Genomic DNA, 23,551 nt, shown 5'->3' with positions numbered 1-23,551 from the left:
CCGGTAACGGCGCTTGTGGAAACCGGATTGGCACTTGTGCCTTGATGGGTATTAATGCTCCGGAAAATAAGCTCGACCCAGGCTCTGCTCGACGCGTACGTCCGGTTTTGCTTACGCTGGCTGTACGACAGGTTTTTGCCGGGTTTGCCTTTGTCGTTGATGCGCCAATTCAGGCCGAGATGCTGCGAGTCTTTCCTGTCGTCACGGAAGATTTAATCAGCGTTTCCCGCTGCGGCTAAAAGGTCAAATCGGAGCTAGCCGACGGGAAGAAACTCGACTTCGGGCAACTCTGAACATGGACTAGACTCTTTGTTAACGTCGTTCAAAACTTAGCGAAATGGTCCTTGCCGACCAAGCTTGACCCGAGAAGAAAACGGTTGGCAATTCGCTACTACCTTCACCGTAACCCCAGGAGAGTCTTATGCTGCGCCGCTTTAAACCCCTGATAATCGTCACTGCCACTGCTGCTTTGATCAGCATGAGCGGCTGTGTTGTCAATCCGAATAATTCGAACGGAAGTTCTTATAACCACAATCTTGGTCAGGAGCTTAAAACCATCCTGGTCTACGACTTGAAGGGCAAAAACGTTTATCAAGCGGAAAACGAATTGCGTGATCGCGGATACGGCGAATACGGCCGGGAAGGTCCGCACAGTTGGTGGTTTAACGAGCAAAAAAATGAGTGTTATGAATTCGAAGAAGAGAACAACAAAGTTCATAAGATACATCTGAAAGGCCGGCATGATTGCGAAAACGCTCCGGGTAACCGTTACGGGCGGCATCACGATCAACAGCATAATTCCGAGCATAACCAGCGTTACAACAACCAATACAGCAATGGAAACAACAGCCACTTCGGACAAACGCCAAACAGTTTGTCCGACATGGTGGGTGCCCGTGCCGGACAGGCTGAAGGGGAGTTATCGCGGCGCGGCTACCACTTTTCGCGCTCGTCCTCCTCGGTTGACGCGCCAACCCAGTTTTGGCGGGAAAACCACAGCGGCGCGTGCGTATCCATCCTTACAAACGAGGGCCGTTACCAGTCCATCGTCTACACGGCAGCCGATGCTTGCAACTGAGTCAATCCAAACAGGTTGGCCAGAGCCGTAGCTGTTTCGACGGGCGTTCGGCTTTGCTGCATGCACGGGATAGCCGCGGCCCGCCTAGCAAGTAGCCTGGATGGAGCGTAAGCGGAATCCGGGATTTGACGAATCGGAACCCGGCGCGGATTTATATCGTGCAATCCGGTTGGGTTTTAATTCGATCCTGTGCTCCGCGTTGTTTAATACGGGCTACGACACGAAATTTCCTGATCGCCGGATTAAGCACGTTCGGCTCAATCGCAGGGCCGTAGGCTGGGTAGAGCAACGCGAAACCCAGGTGCGCCTGCGAAGGCGCGTAAACAGCACGGTGAAAGTCCGTGTCGGAGAAAGCCATGACTCCGTAATCAAAAGTAACTGCGTCACCGCGAGGTGGGGTGGAGAGCAACTGGCGATGAACGACCAGTCCGTAGGAGACGAACCCGATTCGGCGGGATGTGGCGGCGAGCCTGCTTGGGTATGGCGAAGCCCGAAAATCGACCTTGACGTTGCGATGGCGGCTAAAACGATCAAGGAGCGCATCAAGTGGTTGGGGATGGAATGGTCGGAAGTTTACGCGAGATAAGCAGGGAGACCTGTCGGAGGGAGAGAACACCGGCAGGAGTCAGAGCCTTCGTACGACTGCATGGATGCAGGAGGTAGAGCAACGCAGGAGCGGTTGCCGAGTACTGTAAAGCGATGAAGTTGTCCAAGGTCAGCCCGATCTGGGAAACCGGGTCATTAGAACCGAGGCGCGGCCTCCTGAACCTAAACACAATGACATCGCCGGAAAAGCGCGGGACAACACAACCCGCGTCGAGGGAAGGGAGGTAGGAAAGTTGATGCGAGAAAGACAGACAACGTACCGAGAGGAGTCACCGAGTGTCGGAAGCGACTAAACAAGCGACAGAGACCCAAGGACCGCAAAAGTCGTGGGAGGAAACGGCTGTCTGGACGGAACGCATGTTGGCGGCACTGGCAAACGGTGTCAAAGGCGGCAAATGGTTCAGTTTGTACGACAAAGTTTATCGGCCTGAGGTATTGATGGCGGCCTGGCAACGGGTAAAGCGCAACCGGGGAGCGGCGGGCGTCGATCGAGTCAGCATTGATCGCTTCGACGCACAGGCGGCGCAGTGCTTGGAGGAGCTGCATCAAACCCTGAAAACGGGGCAATACCGACCGCAAGCGGTCAAACGGCTGGAAATCCCGAAAGGCGACGGTAAAACGCGCCCGCTGGGCATTCCGACGGTCAAGGACCGAGTGGTACAAGCGGCGCTGAAAAGCGTCATCGAACCGATCTTCGAACGGCAATTTCTGGACACGAGCCATGGATTCCGGCCTGGGCGCGGATGCAAAGACGCGCTCCGAGTGGTGGATCAAGGTCTGAAAGAGGGCTATTGCTGGGTAGTTGATGCCGACATACAAGGCTACTTCGACAACATTGCGCATGAAAGGCTGATGAAACGGGTCGAAGCATCGATAAGCGACGGCAACGTTCTGACGTTGATCCGGCAATTTCTCGAACAAGACATTCTGTTGGAAGCGAGACGCTGGACGCCGATGAAAGGTACGCCCCAAGGAGCGGTGCTCAGTCCGCTGTTGGCGAACCTTTATCTGCATCCTTTGGACGAGAAGCTGACGGGGGAAGGTTTTCGGCTGGTACGCTACGCCGACGACTTCGTGATTCTCTGTCAAAGTCGGGAAGAGGCCGAACGCGCGTTGGAAAGTGTCCGCGTCTGGATGGCCGAAAACGACTTGAACTTGCATCCTGACAAGACGCACATTGGCGACTGTCGGGAACCGGGCCAGGGGTTCGAATTCCTGGGCTACCGATTCGAAGCGGGGCGGCGGACGGTCAGACGTAAAAGTCTGAACAAGGTAAGGGATGCGATTCGGTTGCGAACCCGGCGGACGTCCGGCGAGTCGATTGAGCGGACGATACAGAAGCTCAATCCGGTACTGAAAGGCTGGTTCGGCTATTTCAAGCACGCGCACAAATACACCTTCAACACCTTGGATGCCTTTGTGAGGCGGCGACTGCGCGCGATCCTGCTGAAACAGAACAAGAAGCAGGGCTGCGCCAATAGCAAAAGCGCGTCGTTTCGTTGGAAGAATGCCTACTTTGCCGAGCGCGGGCTTTTCTCGTTACACGAAGCCTACGTGATGGCTAGCCAATCCCGATGAGGAAACAACTGACTGGAGAGCCGTGTGCGGGAGAACCGCCTGCACGGTTCGGAGGGAGGGGAGGCTTTGGTCTTTCCTACCCCTATCGGAGACTTAAATGACCAAGTTTCTTTGCATTTCATGCTACCGGCCATATTCCCTGTGCGTTGGAGCTCGGCCAACCGACCGGCCGCTGCCCGTTTGGGGTTGTTCGCAAGGGCGCAGGCAATGCCGAAGTCCGGATCAACCGCAACGGCCGCGGCGAGCGGCGTATCGAGTTCATTTCCGGTCAGCCGGCTTTTTACGACGACAATTTGACGTTGATATTCGAGCGCTCCGGCGATTTGTTTTTGATTCGAATCGGAAATGAGGAACGCTACGGAATCCCCGAAGCGGTGGTTACCGGTGGCTAGCGCATACGGTTTTCGGGCGCTATCCCCGTTTGTAGCGGTAACAAACGTGACTAATTGACATTGCCGGCGGATGTTATAGTCCGCAACGACCGGCTTGATTGTCCCTAATCGTCGTTAACTTGAAACAACGGAGTACAACATGACCCAATTACTCAGCTTACTCGCCGGCATCGTGTTAACGATGAGCCTACTCACCACCGCCGAGGCGGCGAGCAAACCCGTGCAATTTCCCAAAGGCAAATCCAGCGCGACCATCAAAGGGACTGTCAAAGGCGGCGAAGACGTCGATTACGTGTTGCGAGCCAAGGCCGGCCAAACATTGAATGTAGATTTTAAAGCCGGCAAGGGCGCGGCCTATTTCAACGTCATCCCACCCGGCAGTACTTATGAAGCCCTATTCGTGGGGATGAACGAAGGCGACCATTATTCCGGGACGCTACCGAAAGACGGCGATTACATTATTCGCGTCTACCTGAAAGGCAATGCCAAAGACTCAGGCAAACCGGTCAGTTTCACTATTAACGTGGGAATCCCTGCCAGCAGTGCAAGTACCGGCAGCGCGGAAAGCAATGTCAGCCTGACCAGCGCTGCGGAAAAGGCCTGTCTGACAGCCGTTGCGAAACAAGTTGGCGCCGACAAAAGCCTGCTGAAGATTAAAGACATCTTTTCTTCTGAAGCCGGCATGGCGATTATGGTGCTGGTCCCCGAAGCCACTGCACCCTGGAAATGCTTTTCCGACGTGAGAGGCAATGTGTCCGGGGTTGAATTCACCGGCTCAGAAGGCGCGTTGTAAATCTGCTTTAACCGCTCACGCTGACGACTTCTTACCGAGTCGGTCCCCCGCGGCATCGATCTTTTGTCCGTCAAGATCGATGCAGTTTCTCCGCTTCACCGCAGCCTCAATGCGCCTGGGCCGGCGTGGGCGCCTGACCTAGTTGGGCCATCGCCTGATAGACATACGCTAGCAAGGGCGGATCGATAAACGTACCAAAGAATAGGTAAGGCTCGGCCTGATGCGCGGCACGAATTTTGGCATGGGTGTCCGGATTGTCACCCGCGTAGGCCCGGAACAAGCCCAGCCAAGTTCGCGCGAGTGCCTGCATCTCGGGAGCGCTGGGCGGTGTGCCGTCCTCCAAATGCTGGCGGATTGCGGCGATCAGTGGCGGCCAAGCGTCGGCTTGTTTGCCGTAATTCGCGCGCATCACGCTGAATTCGTCGGCACTGAGGTATTTTTCGTAGATCCGCAATTTACTCTCAACGAAAGCGCTTTGGATGTAAGCCACAATGGCCAAAATGTCCCCGATCTCGGCCAGTGACAACCCAAACTGCCTTAAGGCTTGAATTTGATGCAATCTGGCAATGTCGCCCCGCTGATACAGCCGGTAGCCGGTATCGGAACGCGCGGAAGGTTTGAGCAAGCCAATGCTGTCGTAGTGATGCAGGGTGCGGACGGTCAGTCCGCAGCGTTTGGCGAGTTCGCCCACTTTAAGCAACATGATTTGCCTCCTGCCTGATGCGTTCCGGCAGCATAGAGCGTGACGCAACGTCAGGGTCAAGGGTCCTCAGAAAGATAATCCCGTCCCCGACTGCAACTGAATTCGTGAGGTTTTGATGACTCAGCCAAGGCCGACTCAAGCCATCACGTCCAGTTTCGTCGGCAAGGCCATCCCATCCAGACGTTTTACGTTGCTCAGCACCCGTTCCAGAAAGGCGGTGTCTTCGTGACGGCTTTTCCGGAATTCGATCAGCCCCTCGATCTGGCCTAAATAATCTACCTTCACGTCGCCGGCATCCGTTGCGGCGCTTGGGTTGATGGTGGCGGTCGGCATGTAGGGCACGACATCCAGCAAACCATCCACGCCGGACTTGATCAAGGCATTGATTTCGTTTAGCGAGACATTGCGCATATCAACCGTAGGCGGCGACGGCTGTCTATCGTCGGCAGCATCCGTTTTGACTTGCGGTGGAGATGGCAAAGTTTTTCCGCTGACTGTTCGGGTTGCGGCAAGGTTGGGGCTTATGGTGGAAACATTCATGGCAAACTCCGGCTTTTAAGGTGACGATCCAGCGTATCCAGCAAAATAGGCGCCATTTGCCGTGGTTCATGCCAACGGCTTTACGCGTCGTCGTTGTCGGCCACCGGTAATATTCGACACAGCAAGGCGTACAAGGCCTCCGGCTCCAACGGCTTATGCAGCACCAGATAGCCTTCCTGCTCGGCCTGCGCCAGGGCCGGCGAATCGAATTCGCCGCTGATCATGGCCCCGGCGGCTTCCGGGCAACGTTCCAACAGCGCTTGCAGTAATTCGAAGCCGCTCTCGCCGGAGCGCAGGCGCTGGTCGCAGAAGATGGCGTCCGGTGCAAAGCCCGCGTCCAGCTCGGCAAAGGCTTCGCCGGCCGAAGCCACGCAGACGGCGCTGATGCCCCAGGCGCAGAGCAAGGCTTCCCACGCGCTGCGGACTTGAGGCTCGTCGTCGACCACCAGACAGTGGCCGTGCAGCCGGGTATCGCCGCCCAGCGCTAAGGGCAGCGTCTCGCGCACCGCCAAGCGGCGCTCGCCGGTCTCCGCCGCCGGCAGCCGCAACCAGAAGCGGGAGCCGCGGCCTTCGTGCGAATTCAAGCCCTGGCTGGCACCCATCAGATCGGCGCAGCGGGCCACCACCGCCAGCCCCAGGCCATGGCCGGCATTGTCGATGCGCCAGGCGTGTTCCGGGCGGAAGAACGGCGAATACACCCGCTGCTGATCGGCCTGAGCAATGCCGACCCCGGTATCCCAGACTTCGAATTGCCATTGCCCGGCCCGGCGGCGCACCGCCATCAGCACCCCGCCGCGCTGGGTATAACGCAACGCATTCTGCATCAGATTAATCATCGACTGCCGCAGCAACAATGGATCGGCGTTGACCAACGCCTTGCCGCCGCTGGTGCGGACCCGCAAGTCGATGGTGCGGGCCTGGGCTTCCTCCCGAAACAGGGTCGCGATATCGGTCATCAGCGGATCGATCGCCACCGGTTGCAGTTTCACCGGTTGCGCGCCGAGTTCGATCTTGGATAAATCGAGTAGCGAATTGAACATCTGGGTCACGGACTGCACGCTTTGCCGCAAATCCTGCAGGGCCGGCCGCAACTCGGCGGCGCGGTTGCGGCGGGAAATGGATTCGATCAAAAAGCCCATGGCATGCACCGGTTGGCGCAAGTCGTGAGCGGCGGTGGTCAGAAACCGGTTTTTGGCATAGAGCGCCGCTTCGGCTTCTTCTTTGGCTTGTCGGTAATCTTCGGCCAGACGCTTGCTGTCTTCTTCCAATTTCACCTGTTGTAGGAAGAAGCGGTGGGCAATCGCCGAATGGCGATGGATGGACATGATGTAACTGACGCACAACGGCATGATCAAATGCCAATGCTCCGGAAACGCCCACGGCGTTAGCAGGGTGCAGCCACCCCAGCCGGCATTGAAGAAGCGCTTGAAAGCACTGTATACCGGCGATTGGTGGGTGGCGTTGGCGGCCATGACCGCCGCCAGGCTCATGTAAAGCAGCAACGCAAATTCGAACGGTACCCGGCCTGCGATCACCGCAACCAAAGCCGTCAGACCCAGGCCGTGGGCCAAGGCCATGCGCAAGATCACCGGCATCCATTTACCGATCGTTGCGTCCGGATCGAGACGGTTTCTATCTCGCCGGTAGTTCCGGTATTGCAATCGTGCCGCCGTAAACGCCACGAAATAGGACAGCGTCCACATCAGCAGGCCCCAGGCGTTTTGATCCAATTGGTACTTCCAGTAGACGAAGGGCATACCGACGAAGGGGATGATGGTAATGCCGTAGACCAATCGGTTGTGGGTAATGTCCAACAATCGGGCCTGGCTTCCGGCATTCAGGTCTTCGAAGCGCAAACGGCTGTTTGTTGAGTCGGTGGGATCGGAATCGACGATCATTCGCTTTCCAGGCTGCGTCCGCGAAGTTTGGTAATCACTTCGATCCTATTTTTCGCACCGAGACGTTCCAGGATGCCGGTGACGTGTTCTTTCACCGTGTGTTCCGACAAGGATAGATTCAGCGCGATTCGTTTGTTCGGTAAGCCTTTCAGCATCATCGCCAACACTTGCCCCTGCCGCGGCGTCAGGCCCAGCTCGGCGGCGGTGACCGGCAATTCTCGCGCCAGCGTCAGCGCAGCCGGGGACTGACCGCGGAACCAGATCTCGCCGGCCATCACCGCCGTTACGGCTTTGGCGAAGAGCTTAGGCGCGGCCTGTTTGTGAATGAAACCGTCGGTGCCCGTTGTGGCGATTTTTTCGGCGACGGTTCGGTCGTCGTCCGCGCTGATCGCCAGCACCCGAATCATCGGATGCCGTTGTTTCAATTCGGCCAGCAGCGGTAAGGAAGCGCCGTCCGGCAACCAAAAATCGACCACGGCCAGTGCTGGCGGCTGGTCGGTTTCCAGCAACGGCCAAAATTCGGCGATAGCCGATACCGGCTGCGCCCGGCTAAAACCGCAGTGCGTCACTAAAAAATCGGCGATGCCGTGCGCCACCAGCGGATGGTCGTCCACTACCACTGCCCAAGCCGAGTTGTCCACGATCATGTTCTCCTTGCAATTGAGTTCAGGCGGCCGAAGGTTTTATCTCGGCTCTTCCTGGAGAGTCAAGATTGCTTTTATACATGCAAATGATTTGCATCTTAACAGATTCCAACGGCTAAACTACCCCCACTGGGGTGGGGTTCCACCGCCGAAATCCCTTCTCGATAATGCCCGCCAACTGAAACAATTTTTGGTTATTTTTCCGATTCGGAGCTTATCTTATGAAACTCAAATTGATGGCCAGCGCCGTTACCACTTGCGGCATCTTAGCGGCTCCGGCCGCGCAAGCCCAATTATTCGACCGCGGTGGCGGCCTGATTTACGACAGCGTCCAAAACATCACCTGGCTGGCGGACGCCAACTACGCCAAAACCAGCGGATACGATGACGATGGGCGTATGACCTGGAACGAGGCGAACGCCTGGGCTGACGGCTTGGCGATCCACGACGCGGTTCGCAACGTCACTTACAGCGACTGGCGCTTGCCGACGCTCACCGATTTGGGCGCCCCCGGCTGCAACTACAGTTATAGCGGCAGCGATTGCGGCTTCAACGTCGACACCACCAGCTCAGAATTGGCTGGCCTATTTTACGGAGCGCTGGGCAATAAGGCCTTGGTCAATGGCAGCGGCCAGCAGCAACAGGGATACGGCTTGATCGACGATCCGGCCAACCCCAACGACGAGTCCTTGTTTAGCAATCTCGAGTCCGACTACTACTGGTTCGGCACATCCTACTTAAGCTCATCCAGTTTGGCGTGGGGCTTTCGATTGTCCACCGGAGAGCAATATTACTTCTCATCCGCCGGCGGCGCGATGAGGGCTTGGGCGGTGCGCGACGGCGATGTGGCGGCTGTGCCGTTACCGGGCGCGGTCTGGCTGTTCGGCAGCATGTTGATGGGTTTGCTCTACACCCAACGATCGGGGAGTGGCAAGGTTTAGCCGCTAGAAGCAGCCTGTTCGCTTAAAGTTTTGGAGAACTACGTATGAAAAAAACATTGATGGCTGCGCTGTTGACGGCGTCGCTCGGTACTAGCGGTCTGGCCAATGCAGCGACGACCGTGGTCGATTTCGAAGGCATCCGCGACTGGGATCTGGTCGATGGCTACGGCGGTTTGTCGGGCTGGGAATCGTTTCACGTACAGGTGTCGAGTTACTCAGAATTCGAAGCGCACGGCCCGGAATTGGGCGAGAGCCGTTTGCATGCTACAGCCGGCGAGCTGACGTTCGATCAAGGTCCGGTGATTTTTCAAGGTCTGTATTACAACTATTGGGGCTCCGATACCAACGTCAGTTTTTCGCTGTTTTACCAGGGGGAAAAAGTCTACAGCTCGCCGCTGGATGGCGACAATCAACCGCGCGATATCTATTGGCTGGCATCCGGCTACGCCGGACTGGTCGACAAAATCCAGTTCCACGGCCAGAGCGGCGACGGATTTATCGTCGACAATCTGACCTATACCACTGCACCGGTGCCATTGCCGGCCGCAGTCTGGTTGTTCGGCGCCGGCTTGCTCGGGTTGGTCGATATGCGGCGCTGGCGGGCTTAAGGAAACTGTTGCCGCTTGGTGGGCCTGTGTTGTGACAGGTCGATTTCTCAAGTCGGGACGAAAACCATGCAATTGCGCCGCATACCAACGAATCTTGGCGGCGCATTTTTTACCTAGCAAACGAGGAGACAGGTGATGTGGAATACTAGATGCCCCAAGACTGGGATTGGAAAATTGGCGGTGCTCGCGCTATTCGCTGCGCTGCCTTATTCGGCTGAGGCGGCGCCGATATTTCTCGGGCCGAGCGCTTATGCAAGCGTTACCGATAGCCCGTTCCACGGACAAAATTTCGGCTATTTTCATCTCGAAGACTTTGAGGATGGCGTGTTGAGCACGCCGGGGGTCAGCCTCCGCGAAGTTTTCACCACTGGTATCACCACCGCGTTCAGCGATTCGGTAGACGGCGACGACGGCATCATCGACGGTGTCGCCAGCGGTCAAACCCGAAGTTTGTTCAGCAATTACAGAACCAGCAGTTTTACTTTCGATTTTTCCGCTGCAGCGCTGGGCGGTGCTCTGCCAACGCACGCCGGCATCGTGTGGACCGATGTCGGGCGAAACAACGGCGGCGCTCCGCGAGCCGCCGACCTGTCGGACAATACTATCTTTGAAGCATTCGACCATTTGGGTCGTTCCTTGGGCGTGTTCGGGCCTTACTCCCTGGGAGATTCCAGTATTTCCCGCACCACCGGCGAGGATCGCTTCTTTGGCGTGATAAACGCCAGCGGCATTTCCGCTATTCGAATTTCCATGCCCGGTAAAAACAATTGGGAGGTGGACCATTTGCAATACGGTTACGCGCCGGTGCCGGTGCCGGCAACGGTGTTGCTGTTCCTGTCCGGATTGGGGTGGTTAGGCTTGGCGCGGCGCGGCCAATCGACGGTGAGTCCAAACGGCGACACGCTGGATGGCGTTTCGACTATCGGCTGACCGCCGCCTAGTCGTCGTGCGCTGGCTCAGTAGCATAGGGGCTTCCGGTTTTGGTCTGGGGGATTACCATCTTCCAGCGCACACCGCTGAGCCGCAGATATGCTGAGCCGGCAAGTCCTGCTGTCGCGGACGTATTATCCCGAGAAATCGACCTTATATCTTTCCGGTCTCAGAAAGAAACTGACGCAACAGCGTGTACAGCGCCTCCGGCTCCAACGGCTTATGCAGCACCAGATAGCCCTCCTGCTCGGCTTGGGCCAGGGCCGGCGAATCGAACTCGCCGCTGATCATGGCTCCGGCGGCTTCCGGGCAACGTTCCAGCAGCGCTTGCAGTAATTCGAAGCCGCTCTCGCCGGAGCGCAGGCGCTGGTCGCAGAAGATGGCGTCCGGTGCAAAGCCCGCGTCCAGCTCGGCAAAGGCTTCGCCGGCCGAAGCCACGCACACGGCGCTGATGCCCCAGGCGCAGAGCAAGGCATCCCAGGCGCTGCGGACTTGCGGCTCGTCGTCGACCACCAGACAGCGGCCGTGCAGCCGGGTATCGCCGCCCAGCGCCAAGGGCAGCGTCTCGCGCACCGCCAAGCGGCGCTCGCCGGTCTCCGCCGCCGGCAGCCGCAACCAGAAGCGGGAGCCCCGGTCTTCGTGCGAATTCAAGCCCTGGCTGGCACCCATAAGATCGGCGCAGCGGGCCACCACCGCCAGCCCCAGGCCATGGCCGGCATTATCGATGCGCCAGGCATGCTCGGGGCGGAAGAACGGCGAATACACCCGCTGCTGATCGGCCTGAGCAATGCCGACCCCGGTATCCCAGACTTCGAATTGCCATTGCCCGGCCCGGCGGCGCACCGCCATCAGCACCCCGCCGCGCTGGGTATAGCGCAATGCGTTCTGCATCAGATTAATCATCGACTGCCGCAGCAACAATGGATCGGCGTTGACCAACGCCTTGCCGCCGCTGGTGCGGACCCGCAAGTCGATGCTGCGGGCCTGGGCTTCCTCCCGAAACAGGGTCGCGATATCGGTCATCAGCGGATCGATCGCCACCGGTTGCAGCTTCACCGGTTGCGCGCCGAGCTCGATCTTGGATAAATCGAGTAGCGAATTGAACATCTGGGTCACGGACTGCACGCTTTGCCGCAAATCCTGCAGGGCCGGCCGCAACTCGGCGGCGCGGTTACGGCGGGAAATGGATTCGATCAAAAAGCCCATGGCATGCACCGGTTGGCGCAAGTCGTGAGCGGCGGTGGTCAGAAACCGGTTTTTGGCATAGAGCGCCGCTTCGGCTTCTTCTTTGGCTTGTCGGTAACCTTGCTCCAGCAAAATCTGCTGCAGAAAAAAGCGATGGACCAGTATGGCGTGTTTGTAGATCGAGAGGATATACAGGGCGGTCAATGGCATCACGTAGGGCCAATGTTCCGGAAATACCCAAGGGATTAAGATGGTTGTAATGCCCCAGCCGGCAGCGAAAAATCGCTTAAAACAACTGAGTACCGGCGACTGATGAGTGGCATTGCCGGCCACAATCGAGGCGCTGGTGACCAAAAACAGGATAGCAAACTCGAACGGGTAAGGCGCGCAGGACATGATTACTATCGGTAGCGACAAACCGAATCCATAGACTAGCGCCAGTCCATGCACCCGCGGTAACCAATGGCTGATCGCCTGCTCGGCGTCCAATCGCGTGCAATCGGCCTTGAAACGGTTAAACAGCAGTTTCACCAATAGCGCTACCAGGCTGAAGCAAACGGCCCAAGTCCAAAACGGCACTGCACTCCTGCCGATTTGGTGTAACCAGACGATGAAAGGGGTTGCCACCACCGGGAATAAACTGAAACCCAACACGATGCGGGCGAAGCTGAGGTCCAATAGGCGCAATTGGCCGCTGGCGCTGATTTCCGATAAGCTACCCGCGCCTTGTCGAGCCGATTTCGCAATAAGTGTTGCCATTTCGCTACTCCAATACCGGTCAGGTGATTGCGGTGCCCGTATCTTTCCGAATTAATCCGTTTGCCAAGAGGCGGTCCGGCTGTCGGCAGCGGTGCAACGGGCGGCAAAGTCGAGCGGGCAATCTTGCCAAACCGCCGCGACAGAGTCGATCCGCTTGCACCGGCGCAGCGGATTATGTGCGCTTTTTAGAGCGAAAGGCAGCTATCGCAATCAGGCCGGATAGAAACGGCCATACCGCGGCTGGCAATGGCACCGGCGCCGGCGCCAATCTGGCTGACCAGTTATTGCTTGGAATGACCGGTCCGCTCCAGGTGCCGTTGATAATTTCCGTGCCGGATACAGCCAATACCGCGAAGTAATTCGTCAAGCCGATGCCGCGCGCCGGTTGTACGATCTCGAATCCGGATAATTCGATTTCCCGATTGGCGAAAAGGGTTCCGGTGAACCGCTCGCGGCCGAATGAGCCGTTACTGCCCACCCAATCGAAATATCCGGTCAAGGACAGGCTGTCCCCGATCGCTATTTGCGTTTCGAACACCAGGGTCGAACCGTTCCAGCTGACGCCGCTGGTGTCGCCCCCGGATACTAGCCAGGTACCGGAAGTCAAATCGACATTTACCGGAGCGGCATTCGCCGTTTGCGAAACCATCGCCAGAAGAACGATAAGCAGCGCAAGCAAACGGATAGCGTTATTTTTTAAATTCATTGTTTGTACTCCAAAAAGGTAGAAGGCATTTAGAAATCTTTGAGCTGTTGGATATCTGGGTATCTGCTACCTCCTTCGGTCGCCTGCCGTTGCAATGAGTTTGAGTTGCGCCTGCGTTCCGTCGCCCCGCTTTTGGACGCTGATGCGCATGCTCCACGCTGCTGTCAGCGGCCAATCCCTAGTCCTCCAAATAGGTTGCGGTGCCGGATAACGGCGGCAACCGCAACGGAAGCCGCCGTTACCTGACAAACCTCTCGATCTGCCGCTGGCAATCGGCCGCCGCGACGGGCGCTGGCCGGCAAGTATCGTATGGCTCCGTTCGGCGTGAAGTGGCATAAGCGGAAGACGTGGTATTCAGCAAACACGCCGGATCTCGACAATGGCGTTGTTAGGTGACTTGGCGCCCATGCCAATCGATTTTCAGACAATTCGTTCCAGATCAAACCTGGTTAAAACATACAATTAAATTGCATCTTAACAGGCCGGCTACGGCTTTCGATACCCCACTCCGGTAGGGTTCCCCAGCGCCATTTGCCTTTCGATAATGCCGGCCAGGCTTGGCATCCTTGACCGGTTTACCGAGTTGACGAATCCGCTCGAGAACTACTGTTTGGAGAAAATTGATGAAACCTAAAGCTTTTCGCACATGGCTGGCCTTGCTCGGCTCGCTGGCTGCCTGCAGTGTGCAGGCGCAGCTATTCGACCGCGGCGGCGGTCTGATCTACGACAGCGACCTTGACGTCACCTGGCTGGCTGACGCCAACTACGCCAATACCAGCGGCGCCTATACTCCCGGCAAGATGAGTTGGCAAAACGCCGTGGCCTGGGTGGATGGGCTGACTTACGCGGATAGCGTGCGCGGCACCACCTACGACGACTGGCGTTTGCCGACTTTCCAAGACTTGGGCGCGGCGGGCTGCGACTACGGCTACAGCGGCACCGACTGCGGTTTCAACGTCGCCTTAACCAGCTCGGAACTGGCCCATTTGTTCTACGGCGATTTCGGGAATAAGGGCTTTTCTGATTCGCGCGGCTTGCCCCAGCCCGGCTACGGTCTGGTCGACGATCCGGCCACGGCCGACGACGAAAGCCTGTTCAGCAATCTTCAGTCCTTCAGTTATTGGCTGGGCACCAGTTACAGCGGCGACAGCAACAAAGCCTGGTATCTGAGCACCGCGACCGGTATGCAAAACTACATCGGTAAAGGTAGCCAATTTTACGTCCTGGCCGTGCGCGACGGCGATGTCACCGCAGTACCGAACCCGGAAAGCTATGTCCTGTTTTTATCCGGCCTGGGCCTGATGGCCGGGCGGATCGGCCGCCGTCGCAGCGGCGCCAGTCCGATTGAATCGATCCACTTGCAAGGAAAAATCCTATGAATTGTAAACACACCGTATTGGCGGTCGCGATGGCTGCCACAATCAACTTGACTGACGCCCAAGCCGCGCTGCTGGACCGCGGTGGCGGCATGCTGTACGACACCGTCCTGAACGTGACCTGGCTGCAGGACGCCAATTACGCCAAGACCAGCGGCTACGACGCCGACGGCAAGATGAATTGGTACGAGGCGATGGCGTGGGCGGAACAACTGGAGTTCGGCGGCTTCGGCGATTGGCGGCTGGCCAGCATCAAACCGGTCAACGGCATTGCCTACAACGAGAACTTTTCCAACGACGGTTCTACCGATTACTCCTGGAATGTCACCAGTCCGAACTCGGAACTGGGGTATATGTACTTCGTCAACCTGGGGTTAACTGCCTATCAGTTTCCAGATGGTAGCGACAACCCAAATTTCGGGATTTTCCGCGACGGCCGCACCGGCGGCCAAACCGATGTCGGCTTGGTCAAAAATCTGCAATCGGGTGATTACTGGTCCGGCAACGAGGTACCCAGCCGTACCGACGAAGCCTGGTCTTTCCCGACCACGATAGGCATGCAACAAACTTGGTACAAAAACAATCTCGCCTCAAGCATGTATGCCTGGGCAGTCCGCGACGGTGACGTTGCGGCGGTACCGCTCCCCGCTGCGGTCTGGCTGTTCGGCGCCGGTCTGGCCGGACTGTTGGGCAACGGCAGACGGCGCCTGACAGACTGAATAGCACGCTTCAATTAAGAAAATTCAACCAGGAAATCCAATGACGAATCAAAAAATTTGGCTGTATGCCGGTTTGTGTTTAACGCTTGGCGGCTGCGCGGCCTGGGCCGTGACCCAAGACGCGCTGGTGGATCGCACCGCCCACGCCCTGGGACTGGAAAAGAACCAGTTCAAAATCGAGAACCGGGTGGACGACGGCGTCACCACCCGCTATTCGGTGAAGACCGACAGCGGTCTGCAATACAATTGCTACGTCGGCGGCTCGATCTCGGTGCTGGGGCGGATGGTTTCGGAAGCGATCTGCAGCAAAAAAGGCGAGCCGGCCAGAAATCCGTTATTGGGCCAATGACGCGATTTCTGCAATGTGGGCTAGCCGTTCGGGCGGTATCGAACCGAGATCGCCGCGGCGGCGCTGCCGTCCCTGCAACTTCGGTTGATCGATTGCATCCCCGGCGATGAAGCTAGCGCATTCGACCGCGGCCATGCTGCCCTTGTTGGCCGGCCTGCTGAACGGCTGTGGCGGGAACCTTCCCCAGGTGGCGACGACCAATGTCGCCGGCCGCCAAGTGGAATTTGCCTTGAGCCGGCGCGATACCTTGCCGGTGGTGTTCGAAACCGGGCTGGGCGGACACTTCACTTGGTGGGAGGAGGTCTATCCGCCAATCGCCGAGTCGGCAACGGCCTTGGTTTACAACCGCGCCGGCATCGGCAACAGCGATGCAGTCGCATCGCCGCGCGACGGTCGCCATGTGGTGCAAGAGCTGCGTGAATTGCTGATCAGCCAGAAACTGGCGCCGCCCTATGTTCTGGTCGGCCATTCGCTGGGCGGTTTGTACCTGCAATGGTATGCCCGTTACTATCCGCAGGAGGTTGCGGCTTTGATTCTGGTGGATTCCACCCATCCAGCGCAACTGAAAGGCCAGGGGGCTGTGGAACATTGGCCGTTTTGGTGGCGTTGGCTGTTCGAAGTATCGTTGTCGGCCGCGGCCGAAGGCGAGTTCGCCGAAATCGATCGGACCGGCGATGAAGTACTCGCGGCGCCGGCATTTGGCGCCGTGCCGGTGATTGTGCTGAGCGCGGCGCAACCGTTGGCCGATACGTCGGCACTGGCCGTCGATAGCAATCGCAAACGAATGGAGCTGGCCCGGCTCTATCCGGGCGCAATTCAAATTTGGGTGGACAGCGGCCACGCCATGCCGCTGGAACGACCGGAGCCTATCATTTCGGCGATTCGCGAGGTGCTGGCCGCGGTACAGCCCAAGTCCCAAACGGTAGCGATGCCGTCGGCGCAAACGCCGGCAGGCGCCGACACTTCGCGCTAAGCTGCTAGCCGGCCTGCGCCAGCAGCTTAGGCAACAACTCCTCGCGTTGGCCGATATCCAGTTTGGTGTAGATTTTACCGATGTGGTCTTTGACCGTGGTCAGTTTGATGTGCAGGCGTTTGGCAATGTGATCGTACGACAAGCCTTCGGCAACGCATTGCGCGACTTCCTGTTGCATCGGCGACAGCGGCAAGTCCTGCATCGCCCGCAGAATTTTCAAGGCCACCGGTTCCTGGTGTTCGATGGTGACGCCGATCAGTTGGGAGCCTTGGTCCTGGCAATCGAACAGGCGGTAAGCGCGGAACCAAAATCGGCCGTACGGGTTGATGTGGCAGAACTGCGGCGGCGGTACGTTTTGGCCGCGATAAACGGCGGTGAGATTGGCGCAAAGTTGCGAGAGACGGCCCAACAAACGGTCTTCGCGGCGGCCGTCGACCAACAGGCGGGGTAATCTGGCCATACTTAATAACTGTTCGGCTTCCCGGCTTTGGCTCAGCAGTTCGCCCTTGCTGTTCATGATCATCATACCGGTACGACCGTTTTCGCTGTATTGCGGTTCGGCATGGGCGGTATTGCCCAAGGCGTGGACGATGTATTGCTGCACGTGTCCGAGCAGCATTTGTTCCTTGGTGCCGAACGGAGCCTGGTTTTTGCTGCGGTATAAACCCAGCACGCCGACCGGCCGCCCGTTCTGCGCTACCGGCATCCATAACACGTGGTGCATATCGAACGGCCGGTAAACCAAGTTGTACATGTCGCTACGGTAAAATTCGGGGTCGACGGTGCGAGCGTCGGCGATTGCCGGGTGGTCTTTAAACCAGGCAATCGCCCGTTGCTGCCTTTCCTGAGTGTGGAATTCGGCGACGATGGCCGGAATGGTGTCGCGCATCCCGGCCAAATCGAAGCCGGCGATGTGGTACTGCGGGTAGAGTCTGGCGTCGGTACCGGAAAACGTATTGTGGTGCGATTGAATCAGAGCCGGCAATGCCCGCAAGAATTCGGCAATCACAATCTCCTTACTCAAACCCGAACAGCACAGCCGGCGCAGATAGGCGATTGCGTTAGATTGTTTCATGGCTTATTTCCCCCACTGGTTATTGTTTTGGGCCGGTCGCCAAACGCTGGCGCTTGCCGGCCTTGCAGTTTCGGGAAAAAGTATGCTGGTATTCGGTAGCCCTAGAAAATATGGCTGACAGCCTATGTCTTTCGGGGTAATCGGCTTTTATGTTAGGGCTTTGTCGGTCTCGATCTCAGCGATAGGCGGGCGTGCAATCTCGGGCTTTGCCCGCCGTTTGCGGCCGGCAGCCGGCCGGGCGCGTTGCGGGGCTAGTCCGAAAGAGATAGGCCGTCGTATCGATTGCAGGGCAGCCGCTCAGCCATTATCCTGCAGCCAGCGAAAATGCTCTCCCGATCAAGCTCAGCAGGATCAGCCATGAATAACTCGGACCGGAATCTCGAAGCGCAAATTGAAGTGGAACGGCTATGGGTGACGACCCGGCAGGGCAAATATGTGTTTTTTGTGATGCTGCCGTTTACGATCTTGATTGTGGTCGGCTTGTGGCAGACTGCCGCCCATGGCCTGTTGTTGCTTTGGGCTTTGGTTTTGACGGGTATCAACCTGTTTCGCTGGGTTGTCCTGCACTATTACCACTTGCATAAAACGGCGTTGGTCGACAACGTGCCGAAATTCAAACGCCTGATTATGCTGGGTGCCGCGCTCAACGGTTTTTGGTGGGTCATGTGCCAGGTGTTTTTTTTGGATGCCAACGATCCGGTCAACGTGCTGGTGATTGCCGTGCCGACTATTACTCAGGTTGTCGGGGTCATGTTGACCTGGTTTACCTATTTTCCGGCAGTGTTGGTCGTCAACATTCCGGCGACGATTGCGATCGACTATTTCCTGTTAAGCGAAGGCGGCGGCAACTACATCGTACCGGCCATCATTTTTTCGGTGCTGCCGATTATCAGCATTCCCAGCTCGCTAAGGCTGGCCGGGATGCTGAACCATGCCCTCCGCCTGAATTTCGAAAATGCCGCTTTACGCCGCGAGTCCGAGGAAAAATCCCTGTTGCTGGAAACGGCGCTGGAAAATATGGGGCAGGGCATCACGATGTCGGATACGGACGATCTGCTGCGCATGTGGAACCGCCAATTTACCACCTTGCTGGGCGACGGAGCTGGCACTGTGGACAGCCATGCCAGGCTTTCAGAGTTATTGGCGGCCGCCAGCCCGCCGATCACGATCAGCGCGGAAGGCTCGAGCAATTATCGCGGTCCTGACGGCAAGGTCTACGAAATCCGCCAATCCGGGTTGGCGCACGGCGGCCGAGTTGTCACTTACACCGACATCAGCGATTTGATCAAACGCGAACAAGCTTTGGAAAAAGCCAAGCGCGAGGCCGAACAGGCCAATGCTGCCAAGACCCGGTTTCTGGCTTCGGCCAGCCACGATTTGCGTCAGCCGATACACGCACTGGGCCTGTTCTTCGCCGAATTGTCGGACCGGGTGGCGGCGCCGGAAACCCAGGGTTTGCTGGCCCAGATCGACGACTCGATCGCCGCGATCAATTCGATGCTGAATGCTTTACTGGACGTATCGAAATTGGATGCCGGCGTGGTCAAGCCGGCGATCGAGCCGTTCGCGCTGGATGACTTATTCCAACGCCTGCAAAGCGAATTTCAGCCGATCGCCGCGGAAAACCGCAACCAGCTCAAGATTCGCCTCGCCCCATTACTGGTCAACACCGACCCGGCCATGCTGGAGCGGATGTTGCGCAATCTGATCGGGAACGCGTTACGCCATACCGGGCATGGCCGGGTATTGGTCGCTGCCCGCCGGCGTTGCGGCAGTGCCGAAATCCAGGTCATCGATACCGGCCCCGGTATTCCGGACAATCAGCTCGACGAGATCTTCGTCGAATTTCATCAACTGCATAATCCGGCCCGCGACCGCCGGCAAGGGTTGGGCTTGGGCTTGGCTATCGTCAAGCGTCTGGCGAAACTGTTGAACCATAAGATTCGAGTCAAATCCCGCTTGGGCCACGGCTCTTGTTTCTGTTTGACCCTGCCGTTGGTGGCGGAAGCCGCGATCACCTTGCCCGGTCCCGAGCCGCAAAATGCAGTGTCGCCGTTACATTTGCTGGAGGATAGACGGTTGTTGGTGATCGACGACGATGTCGCGGTGCGGGACGGCATGCGCGGCCTGCTGAGCCGCTGGGGCTGCCGCGTGTTTGCCGCGGCCGACCTGTACCAGGCTTTGGCCGAGATCGACGATCATCAATTGCGGCCCGAATTGGCGATCGTCGATTACCGCTTGCCGGGCGATTTGTCGGGGATCGAGGTGGCGCGGGAACTGCGCCGCCGGTTGGCATATCCGCTGCCGATACTGATCGTCACCGGCGATACCGGGCCGGAACGTTTGCGCGAAGCCGATGCCAGCGGTTTTCCGTTACTGCACAAACCGGTGCAACCGGCCAAGCTGCGCAGTACCTTGCAGTATATGCTCAGCAAACCCGGTAGGGACTGAGCTCGCCGGAATCAGAGTCCTGTGGCCAGCGGCAACAGTCCGAGCCGAGCCGCCGCGGTGACGGCTTGGGTGCGATTGCCGGCATCCAGCGCGCGTAAGATCGCTGCGACATGCAGTTTCACGGTGCCTTCGGCCAGATTCAAGCGGCGGGCGATCGATTTATTCGGCAAGCCTTGCGCCATCAGTTCCAGTACCTCGATCTGGCGTGCGGTCAACGGGTGTTGGCCGGCATCGGTCTCGACTTTCAGCGTTGGCGCAACGTCGAGTTTGCCGAGCAGGCGCGGCGGAACGTAAATGTCGCCCTGCAACACGATGCGCAAGGCAGTCAACATCTCGTGGCCGCTGCAAGATTTCGGAATGTAGCCGACCGCGCCGGATTCCAGGGCGGCGTTGACGTGCTGCGAGCTTTCCGAGCCGGACAAAACCACGATAGGCACGGTCGGCGCCTGCTCCCGCATGCCGGGTAGGGCGCTGAGGCCGTCTTGTCCCGGCAGATCGATGTCGAGCAACACCAAATCCAGATTGCGGCGGTGGCTGAGCAGATTCGAGGCTTCGCCGGTATTGGCCGCTTCGTGGACCAGCACGTTGTTGTCCAGTTGCTTTAACACATGCAACAGCGCTTCCCGAAACAAGGTGTGGTCGTCGACGATTAATATTTGCATGGTTGGGACAAGTCCTGAAAGGTAACGGGTGGCCGCCGTCGGCGAGACATTCAGTCGAGGGTTGCGGCTTAGGTTAGCCCGATACCGCTCGCGTCGCCAATATTCCGTGAGGGTGCGGCCTAAGCCCTCAGTGCCAGCAACTTCGGCAATACCTCGTCGCGCTGGCGGACGTCGAGTTTGCCGTAGATTTTTCCGACATGGTCCTTAACCGTAGCCGGTTTGATGTGCAGCGATTGGCCGATTTGCTCGAACGAAATGCCTTGCGTCAATAGCATTGCCACTTCCTTTTGCGTCGGCGACAACGCCGAATGCTGTAGCGAGCGCAGCAGTTTCAGCTTCAGCGGCTCGCGGTGTTCGGCGCTGATGCCGATCAGGCTGCCGCTCTCGCTGCTTTGGCTTTCCAGCCAGTAGGCCCGGAACAGAAATTCGCCGGCCGCACCGGTGTGGCGGTAACAGGGCGGGGCGGCGCTGTGGCCGCGGGAAACTGCTTGTAATTTCGCGCAGAGGCGGGCCAGTTCCGTCATTAACAAGGCTTTTCCCCGGTCGTGATTGGCGTCGAGCGCCGGGGTAGATGCGGCGTGTAGTAACTTTCTCGCCTCCGGGCTTTGAAATAAGATTTTGCCTTGCGGGTCCATGACGATCACTCCGCAAGTCGCCTCGCGTTCGTAGCGGAACTGGGCGTCGTTGGCCGCTTTTATCGCGTGGGCCAGATAGGGGAGCAATTGGCCGGCCAGTGCTTGATCCTCGCGGCCGAAGGGTTTTTGGGTTCTCGGCCGGTACAGGCGCAGCACGCCATTCGGTTTGCCGTTGTCGATGGTAGGCAGCCACAGTACATGGTGCATGTCGAAGCGGCGGTAGACGACGTTGTAGATATCGCTTTGGTAAAAGCGGTCGTCCAGCAGCAAGGGGTTGGTGATCGCCGGATGGCGTTTCAGCCATGCTGCGGCCCGGCTTAAGCGTTCCGGCGTATAAAACGCCGATACCACCTCGACCATCGTGCCGGCCATTTCGCTCATGTCGAAATCGGCAATACAGTAAGTCGGTCTGAGCTGCGCATCGACGCCGGAAAAGACGTTGCTGGTGGAAGGTATCAGGATGGGCAAGGTGCGCAGAAATTCGTTGATCACCAATTCCTTGCTCAGTCCGGAACAGCAAAGTTGGCGCAGATAAGCCATTGCGTGATTTTTTTTCATCGAAACCGCTCCGTTTCGGCCGGGTAGAGTTGTTCGCTAGCGCTTGCGGAGGCCGCCAGCAGCTTAGGCAGTAATTCTTCCCGCTGGTGAATATTGAGTTTGTTGTAGATTTTGCCGATGTGGTCCCTGACGGTGGTCATTTTGATATGCAGGCGTTGGCCAATCTTTTCGAACGGTTCGCCCTGGGCCAATAGCAGCGCCACTTCGCGCTGGGCGGGCGACAGCGGTTGGTCGCGGAGAGCTCTGAGCAGTTTCAGCGTCAAAGGCTGGCGATACTCTACCGTCACGCCGATCAGGCGCTCCGGCTGGTCGCCGCAACCGTTCAGCCAATAGGCTTTGAACAGATATTGGCCGGTGGCGGCTTGATGGCTGAATGACGGTGGCGGCGCATCTTCGCCGCGGTAGATGCCGAGCAGATTGCGGCATAGTTCGGCGAGTTTGGCCAGCAGGCGGTCCTGACCGCGCATATCGCGCAGTAACCTGGGGTAGCGGGCGAGCTCCAAGAGCCGCGTCGCCTCCGGGCTTTGGAATACGGTCTTGCCTTGAGTGTCCATCACCAACATTCCGGAGCTGCAAGGCGGGCCGAGCTGGAAATTGCTGTCGTTACCGGCGCGGAAGGCATGCGCCAGATAGGGCAATAAACTCAGCGCCCGGGTCTGGTCGCGGCCGTCGAACGGTTTCTGATGCTGCGGCCGGTAAAGCCCAAGTACTCCGGCTGCGCCGCCGTCCAACGGGAGCGGCAGCCACAGCACGTGATGCATATCGAATCTGCGGTAGATCAGGTGGTAAAGATCGGTCGCATAAAATCCTTGTTCCATCACCCTGGGGTCGCCGATGCAGGGATGAGAGGCGAACCAGACGTTGGCGCGTCGTTGGCGCTCGGGAGTATGGTAGGCGGCGATAATTTCCGGAGCCGTGGCCGCCATGTCGGCCAATTCGAATCCGGCTATGTGGTAGACCGGTCTCAATTGGCTGTCGCCGACCGAAAAGGTATTGCTGTTCGACGGCACTACCAGCGGCAAGGTTTTGAGAAATTCGCCGATCGCGAGCTCACGGCTCAAGCCTGAGCAACAGATTTGGCGCAAATAAGCTAAAGCGTGGCTTTGTTTCATACCTGAGCCTTTGGCAGGGCTGGAGCGCCAGCTGGCGGACGGATTCACTATTGGAACATATTCTGCGCAGCCAAACATCCTCTCTATGGAGGGTGTTTGCGACGAAAGTCGGTGGATTTGCTGTGGCCGGGTTTTTTGCCGGCCGATTGCAGTCTATCGCCGAGGGCCTTGGGATGCAGTTAAAAAATTCACTTGGCCAAGTGGGGGAGATGGGCAGAGTCGGCCGCAAAACGTCAAACTGGAGTTTTGCGGCGGCTCCCGCTAGGGCTGCGCCGGCAAA

Annotated in this window: 23 protein-coding genes; 13 read left to right on the top strand and 10 right to left on the bottom strand. The window is 58.0% G+C overall.

The window, feature by feature from the left end; all coding sequences use genetic code 11:
• Positions 1 to 421 precede the first annotated feature (421 nt).
• From PL263_RS12440 to PL263_RS12420, 5 genes are all read left to right on the top strand, one after another.
• Entirely contained in the window at positions 422 to 1,078 is a 657-nt protein-coding gene (locus PL263_RS12440) for a hypothetical protein (RefSeq protein WP_278209678.1), read from the top strand.
• Positions 1,079 to 1,178: 100 nt separating this feature from the next.
• Complete coding sequence (locus tag PL263_RS12435; protein WP_278209677.1) at positions 1,179 to 1,664, top strand: hypothetical protein; 486 nt, start codon at positions 1,179 to 1,181, stop codon at positions 1,662 to 1,664.
• Between the two features lie 296 nt (positions 1,665 to 1,960).
• Positions 1,961 to 3,262 (top strand): group II intron reverse transcriptase/maturase, encoded by a 1,302-nt coding sequence (gene ltrA, locus PL263_RS12430; RefSeq protein WP_278209676.1) that lies wholly within the window; start codon positions 1,961 to 1,963, stop codon positions 3,260 to 3,262.
• A 146-nt stretch (positions 3,263 to 3,408) separates the two neighbouring features.
• The gene (locus tag PL263_RS12425) at positions 3,409 to 3,654 is read left to right on the top strand and encodes a hypothetical protein (RefSeq protein ID WP_278209675.1); all 246 of its coding nucleotides are present in this window, start codon (positions 3,409 to 3,411) and stop codon (positions 3,652 to 3,654) included.
• Positions 3,655 to 3,793: 139 nt separating this feature from the next.
• Positions 3,794 to 4,447 (top strand): hypothetical protein, encoded by a 654-nt coding sequence (locus PL263_RS12420; RefSeq protein WP_278209674.1) that lies wholly within the window; start codon positions 3,794 to 3,796, stop codon positions 4,445 to 4,447.
• 106 nt (positions 4,448 to 4,553) lie between these two features.
• Here PL263_RS12420 and PL263_RS12415 read toward each other — a convergent pair whose 3' ends face one another.
• From PL263_RS12415 to PL263_RS12400, 4 genes are all read right to left on the bottom strand, one after another.
• On the bottom strand, positions 4,554 to 5,150 hold the full coding sequence (locus tag PL263_RS12415) for a MerR family transcriptional regulator (protein ID WP_278209673.1): 597 nt from the start codon (positions 5,148 to 5,150) through the stop codon (positions 4,554 to 4,556).
• A gap of 135 nt (positions 5,151 to 5,285) precedes the next feature.
• Entirely contained in the window at positions 5,286 to 5,630 is a 345-nt protein-coding gene (locus PL263_RS12410; protein ID WP_278209672.1) for a hypothetical protein, read from the bottom strand.
• A 140-nt stretch (positions 5,631 to 5,770) separates the two neighbouring features.
• Positions 5,771 to 7,588 (bottom strand): hybrid sensor histidine kinase/response regulator, encoded by a 1,818-nt coding sequence (locus tag PL263_RS12405; RefSeq protein WP_278209671.1) that lies wholly within the window; start codon positions 7,586 to 7,588, stop codon positions 5,771 to 5,773.
• Positions 7,585 to 8,235 carry a response regulator transcription factor gene (locus PL263_RS12400; protein ID WP_140913938.1) on the bottom strand — a complete coding sequence of 217 codons (651 nt, stop codon included), beginning with the start codon at positions 8,233 to 8,235 and terminating at the stop codon, positions 7,585 to 7,587. The genes PL263_RS12405 and PL263_RS12400 overlap by 4 nt, the downstream gene beginning before the upstream one ends.
• Positions 8,236 to 8,453: 218 nt before the next feature.
• On the opposite strand from PL263_RS12400, the gene PL263_RS12395 reads away from it, so the two are divergent.
• The 3 genes from PL263_RS12395 (at position 8,454) to PL263_RS12385 (ending at position 10,711) form a co-directional block, all read left to right on the top strand.
• The gene (locus PL263_RS12395; protein WP_278209670.1) at positions 8,454 to 9,173 is read left to right on the top strand and encodes a DUF1566 domain-containing protein; all 720 of its coding nucleotides are present in this window, start codon (positions 8,454 to 8,456) and stop codon (positions 9,171 to 9,173) included.
• 44 nt (positions 9,174 to 9,217) lie between these two features.
• Positions 9,218 to 9,781, top strand: coding sequence for a VPLPA-CTERM sorting domain-containing protein (locus PL263_RS12390; RefSeq protein WP_278209669.1), 564 nt, complete (start codon positions 9,218 to 9,220; stop codon positions 9,779 to 9,781).
• Positions 9,782 to 9,916: 135 nt separating this feature from the next.
• A complete protein-coding gene (locus PL263_RS12385; protein WP_278209668.1) occupies positions 9,917 to 10,711 on the top strand; it encodes a VPLPA-CTERM sorting domain-containing protein in 795 nt (264 codons plus the stop codon).
• Positions 10,712 to 10,864: 153 nt separating this feature from the next.
• On the opposite strand, the gene PL263_RS12380 is transcribed toward PL263_RS12385, so the two are convergent.
• Positions 10,865 to 12,655, bottom strand: a complete 1,791-nt coding sequence (locus PL263_RS12380) for a hybrid sensor histidine kinase/response regulator (protein WP_278209667.1) — start codon at positions 12,653 to 12,655, stop codon at positions 10,865 to 10,867.
• A gap of 172 nt (positions 12,656 to 12,827) precedes the next feature.
• A complete protein-coding gene (locus PL263_RS12375) occupies positions 12,828 to 13,361 on the bottom strand; it encodes a hypothetical protein (RefSeq protein WP_278209666.1) in 534 nt (177 codons plus the stop codon).
• A 623-nt stretch (positions 13,362 to 13,984) separates the two neighbouring features.
• On the opposite strand from PL263_RS12375, the gene PL263_RS12370 reads away from it, so the two are divergent.
• From PL263_RS12370 to PL263_RS12355, 4 genes are all read left to right on the top strand, one after another.
• Positions 13,985 to 14,740, top strand: coding sequence for a DUF1566 domain-containing protein (locus PL263_RS12370; protein WP_278209665.1), 756 nt, complete (start codon positions 13,985 to 13,987; stop codon positions 14,738 to 14,740).
• Positions 14,737 to 15,456, top strand: a complete 720-nt coding sequence (locus PL263_RS12365; RefSeq protein ID WP_278209663.1) for a hypothetical protein — start codon at positions 14,737 to 14,739, stop codon at positions 15,454 to 15,456. Before PL263_RS12370 ends, PL263_RS12365 begins: the two co-directional genes overlap by 4 nt.
• A gap of 40 nt (positions 15,457 to 15,496) precedes the next feature.
• The gene (locus tag PL263_RS12360; protein WP_278209662.1) at positions 15,497 to 15,805 is read left to right on the top strand and encodes a hypothetical protein; all 309 of its coding nucleotides are present in this window, start codon (positions 15,497 to 15,499) and stop codon (positions 15,803 to 15,805) included.
• Positions 15,806 to 15,911: 106 nt separating this feature from the next.
• Complete coding sequence (locus PL263_RS12355; protein ID WP_278209661.1) at positions 15,912 to 16,778, top strand: alpha/beta hydrolase; 867 nt, start codon at positions 15,912 to 15,914, stop codon at positions 16,776 to 16,778.
• Between the two features lie 4 nt (positions 16,779 to 16,782).
• On the opposite strand, the gene PL263_RS12350 is transcribed toward PL263_RS12355, so the two are convergent.
• Entirely contained in the window at positions 16,783 to 17,853 is a 1,071-nt protein-coding gene (locus PL263_RS12350; protein ID WP_278209659.1) for a LuxR family transcriptional regulator, read from the bottom strand.
• A 357-nt stretch (positions 17,854 to 18,210) separates the two neighbouring features.
• Here PL263_RS12350 and PL263_RS12345 point away from each other — a divergent pair, with 357 nt between their 5' ends.
• Positions 18,211 to 20,304: an ATP-binding protein gene (locus PL263_RS12345; RefSeq protein ID WP_278209657.1), complete on the top strand. Its 2,094-nt coding sequence runs from the start codon at positions 18,211 to 18,213 to the stop codon at positions 20,302 to 20,304.
• A gap of 11 nt (positions 20,305 to 20,315) precedes the next feature.
• Here PL263_RS12345 and PL263_RS12340 read toward each other — a convergent pair whose 3' ends face one another.
• The 3 genes from PL263_RS12340 to PL263_RS12330 all read right to left on the bottom strand — a co-directional run bounded on the left by PL263_RS12340 (position 20,316) and on the right by PL263_RS12330 (position 23,271).
• Positions 20,316 to 20,966, bottom strand: a complete 651-nt coding sequence (locus PL263_RS12340) for a response regulator transcription factor (protein ID WP_278209656.1) — start codon at positions 20,964 to 20,966, stop codon at positions 20,316 to 20,318.
• A 119-nt stretch (positions 20,967 to 21,085) separates the two neighbouring features.
• Entirely contained in the window at positions 21,086 to 22,159 is a 1,074-nt protein-coding gene (locus PL263_RS12335) for a LuxR C-terminal-related transcriptional regulator (RefSeq protein ID WP_278209655.1), read from the bottom strand.
• Positions 22,156 to 23,271, bottom strand: coding sequence for a helix-turn-helix transcriptional regulator (locus tag PL263_RS12330; protein ID WP_278209654.1), 1,116 nt, complete (start codon positions 23,269 to 23,271; stop codon positions 22,156 to 22,158). The genes PL263_RS12335 and PL263_RS12330 overlap by 4 nt, the downstream gene beginning before the upstream one ends.
• Positions 23,272 to 23,551 lie beyond the last annotated feature (280 nt).

It is taken from the genome of Methylomonas sp. EFPC3 (assembly GCF_029643245.1).
Taxonomy (GTDB): Bacteria; Pseudomonadota; Gammaproteobacteria; order Methylococcales; family Methylomonadaceae; genus Methylomonas; species Methylomonas koyamae_B.
This window is presented reverse-complemented; position numbering and strand designations above follow the sequence as displayed.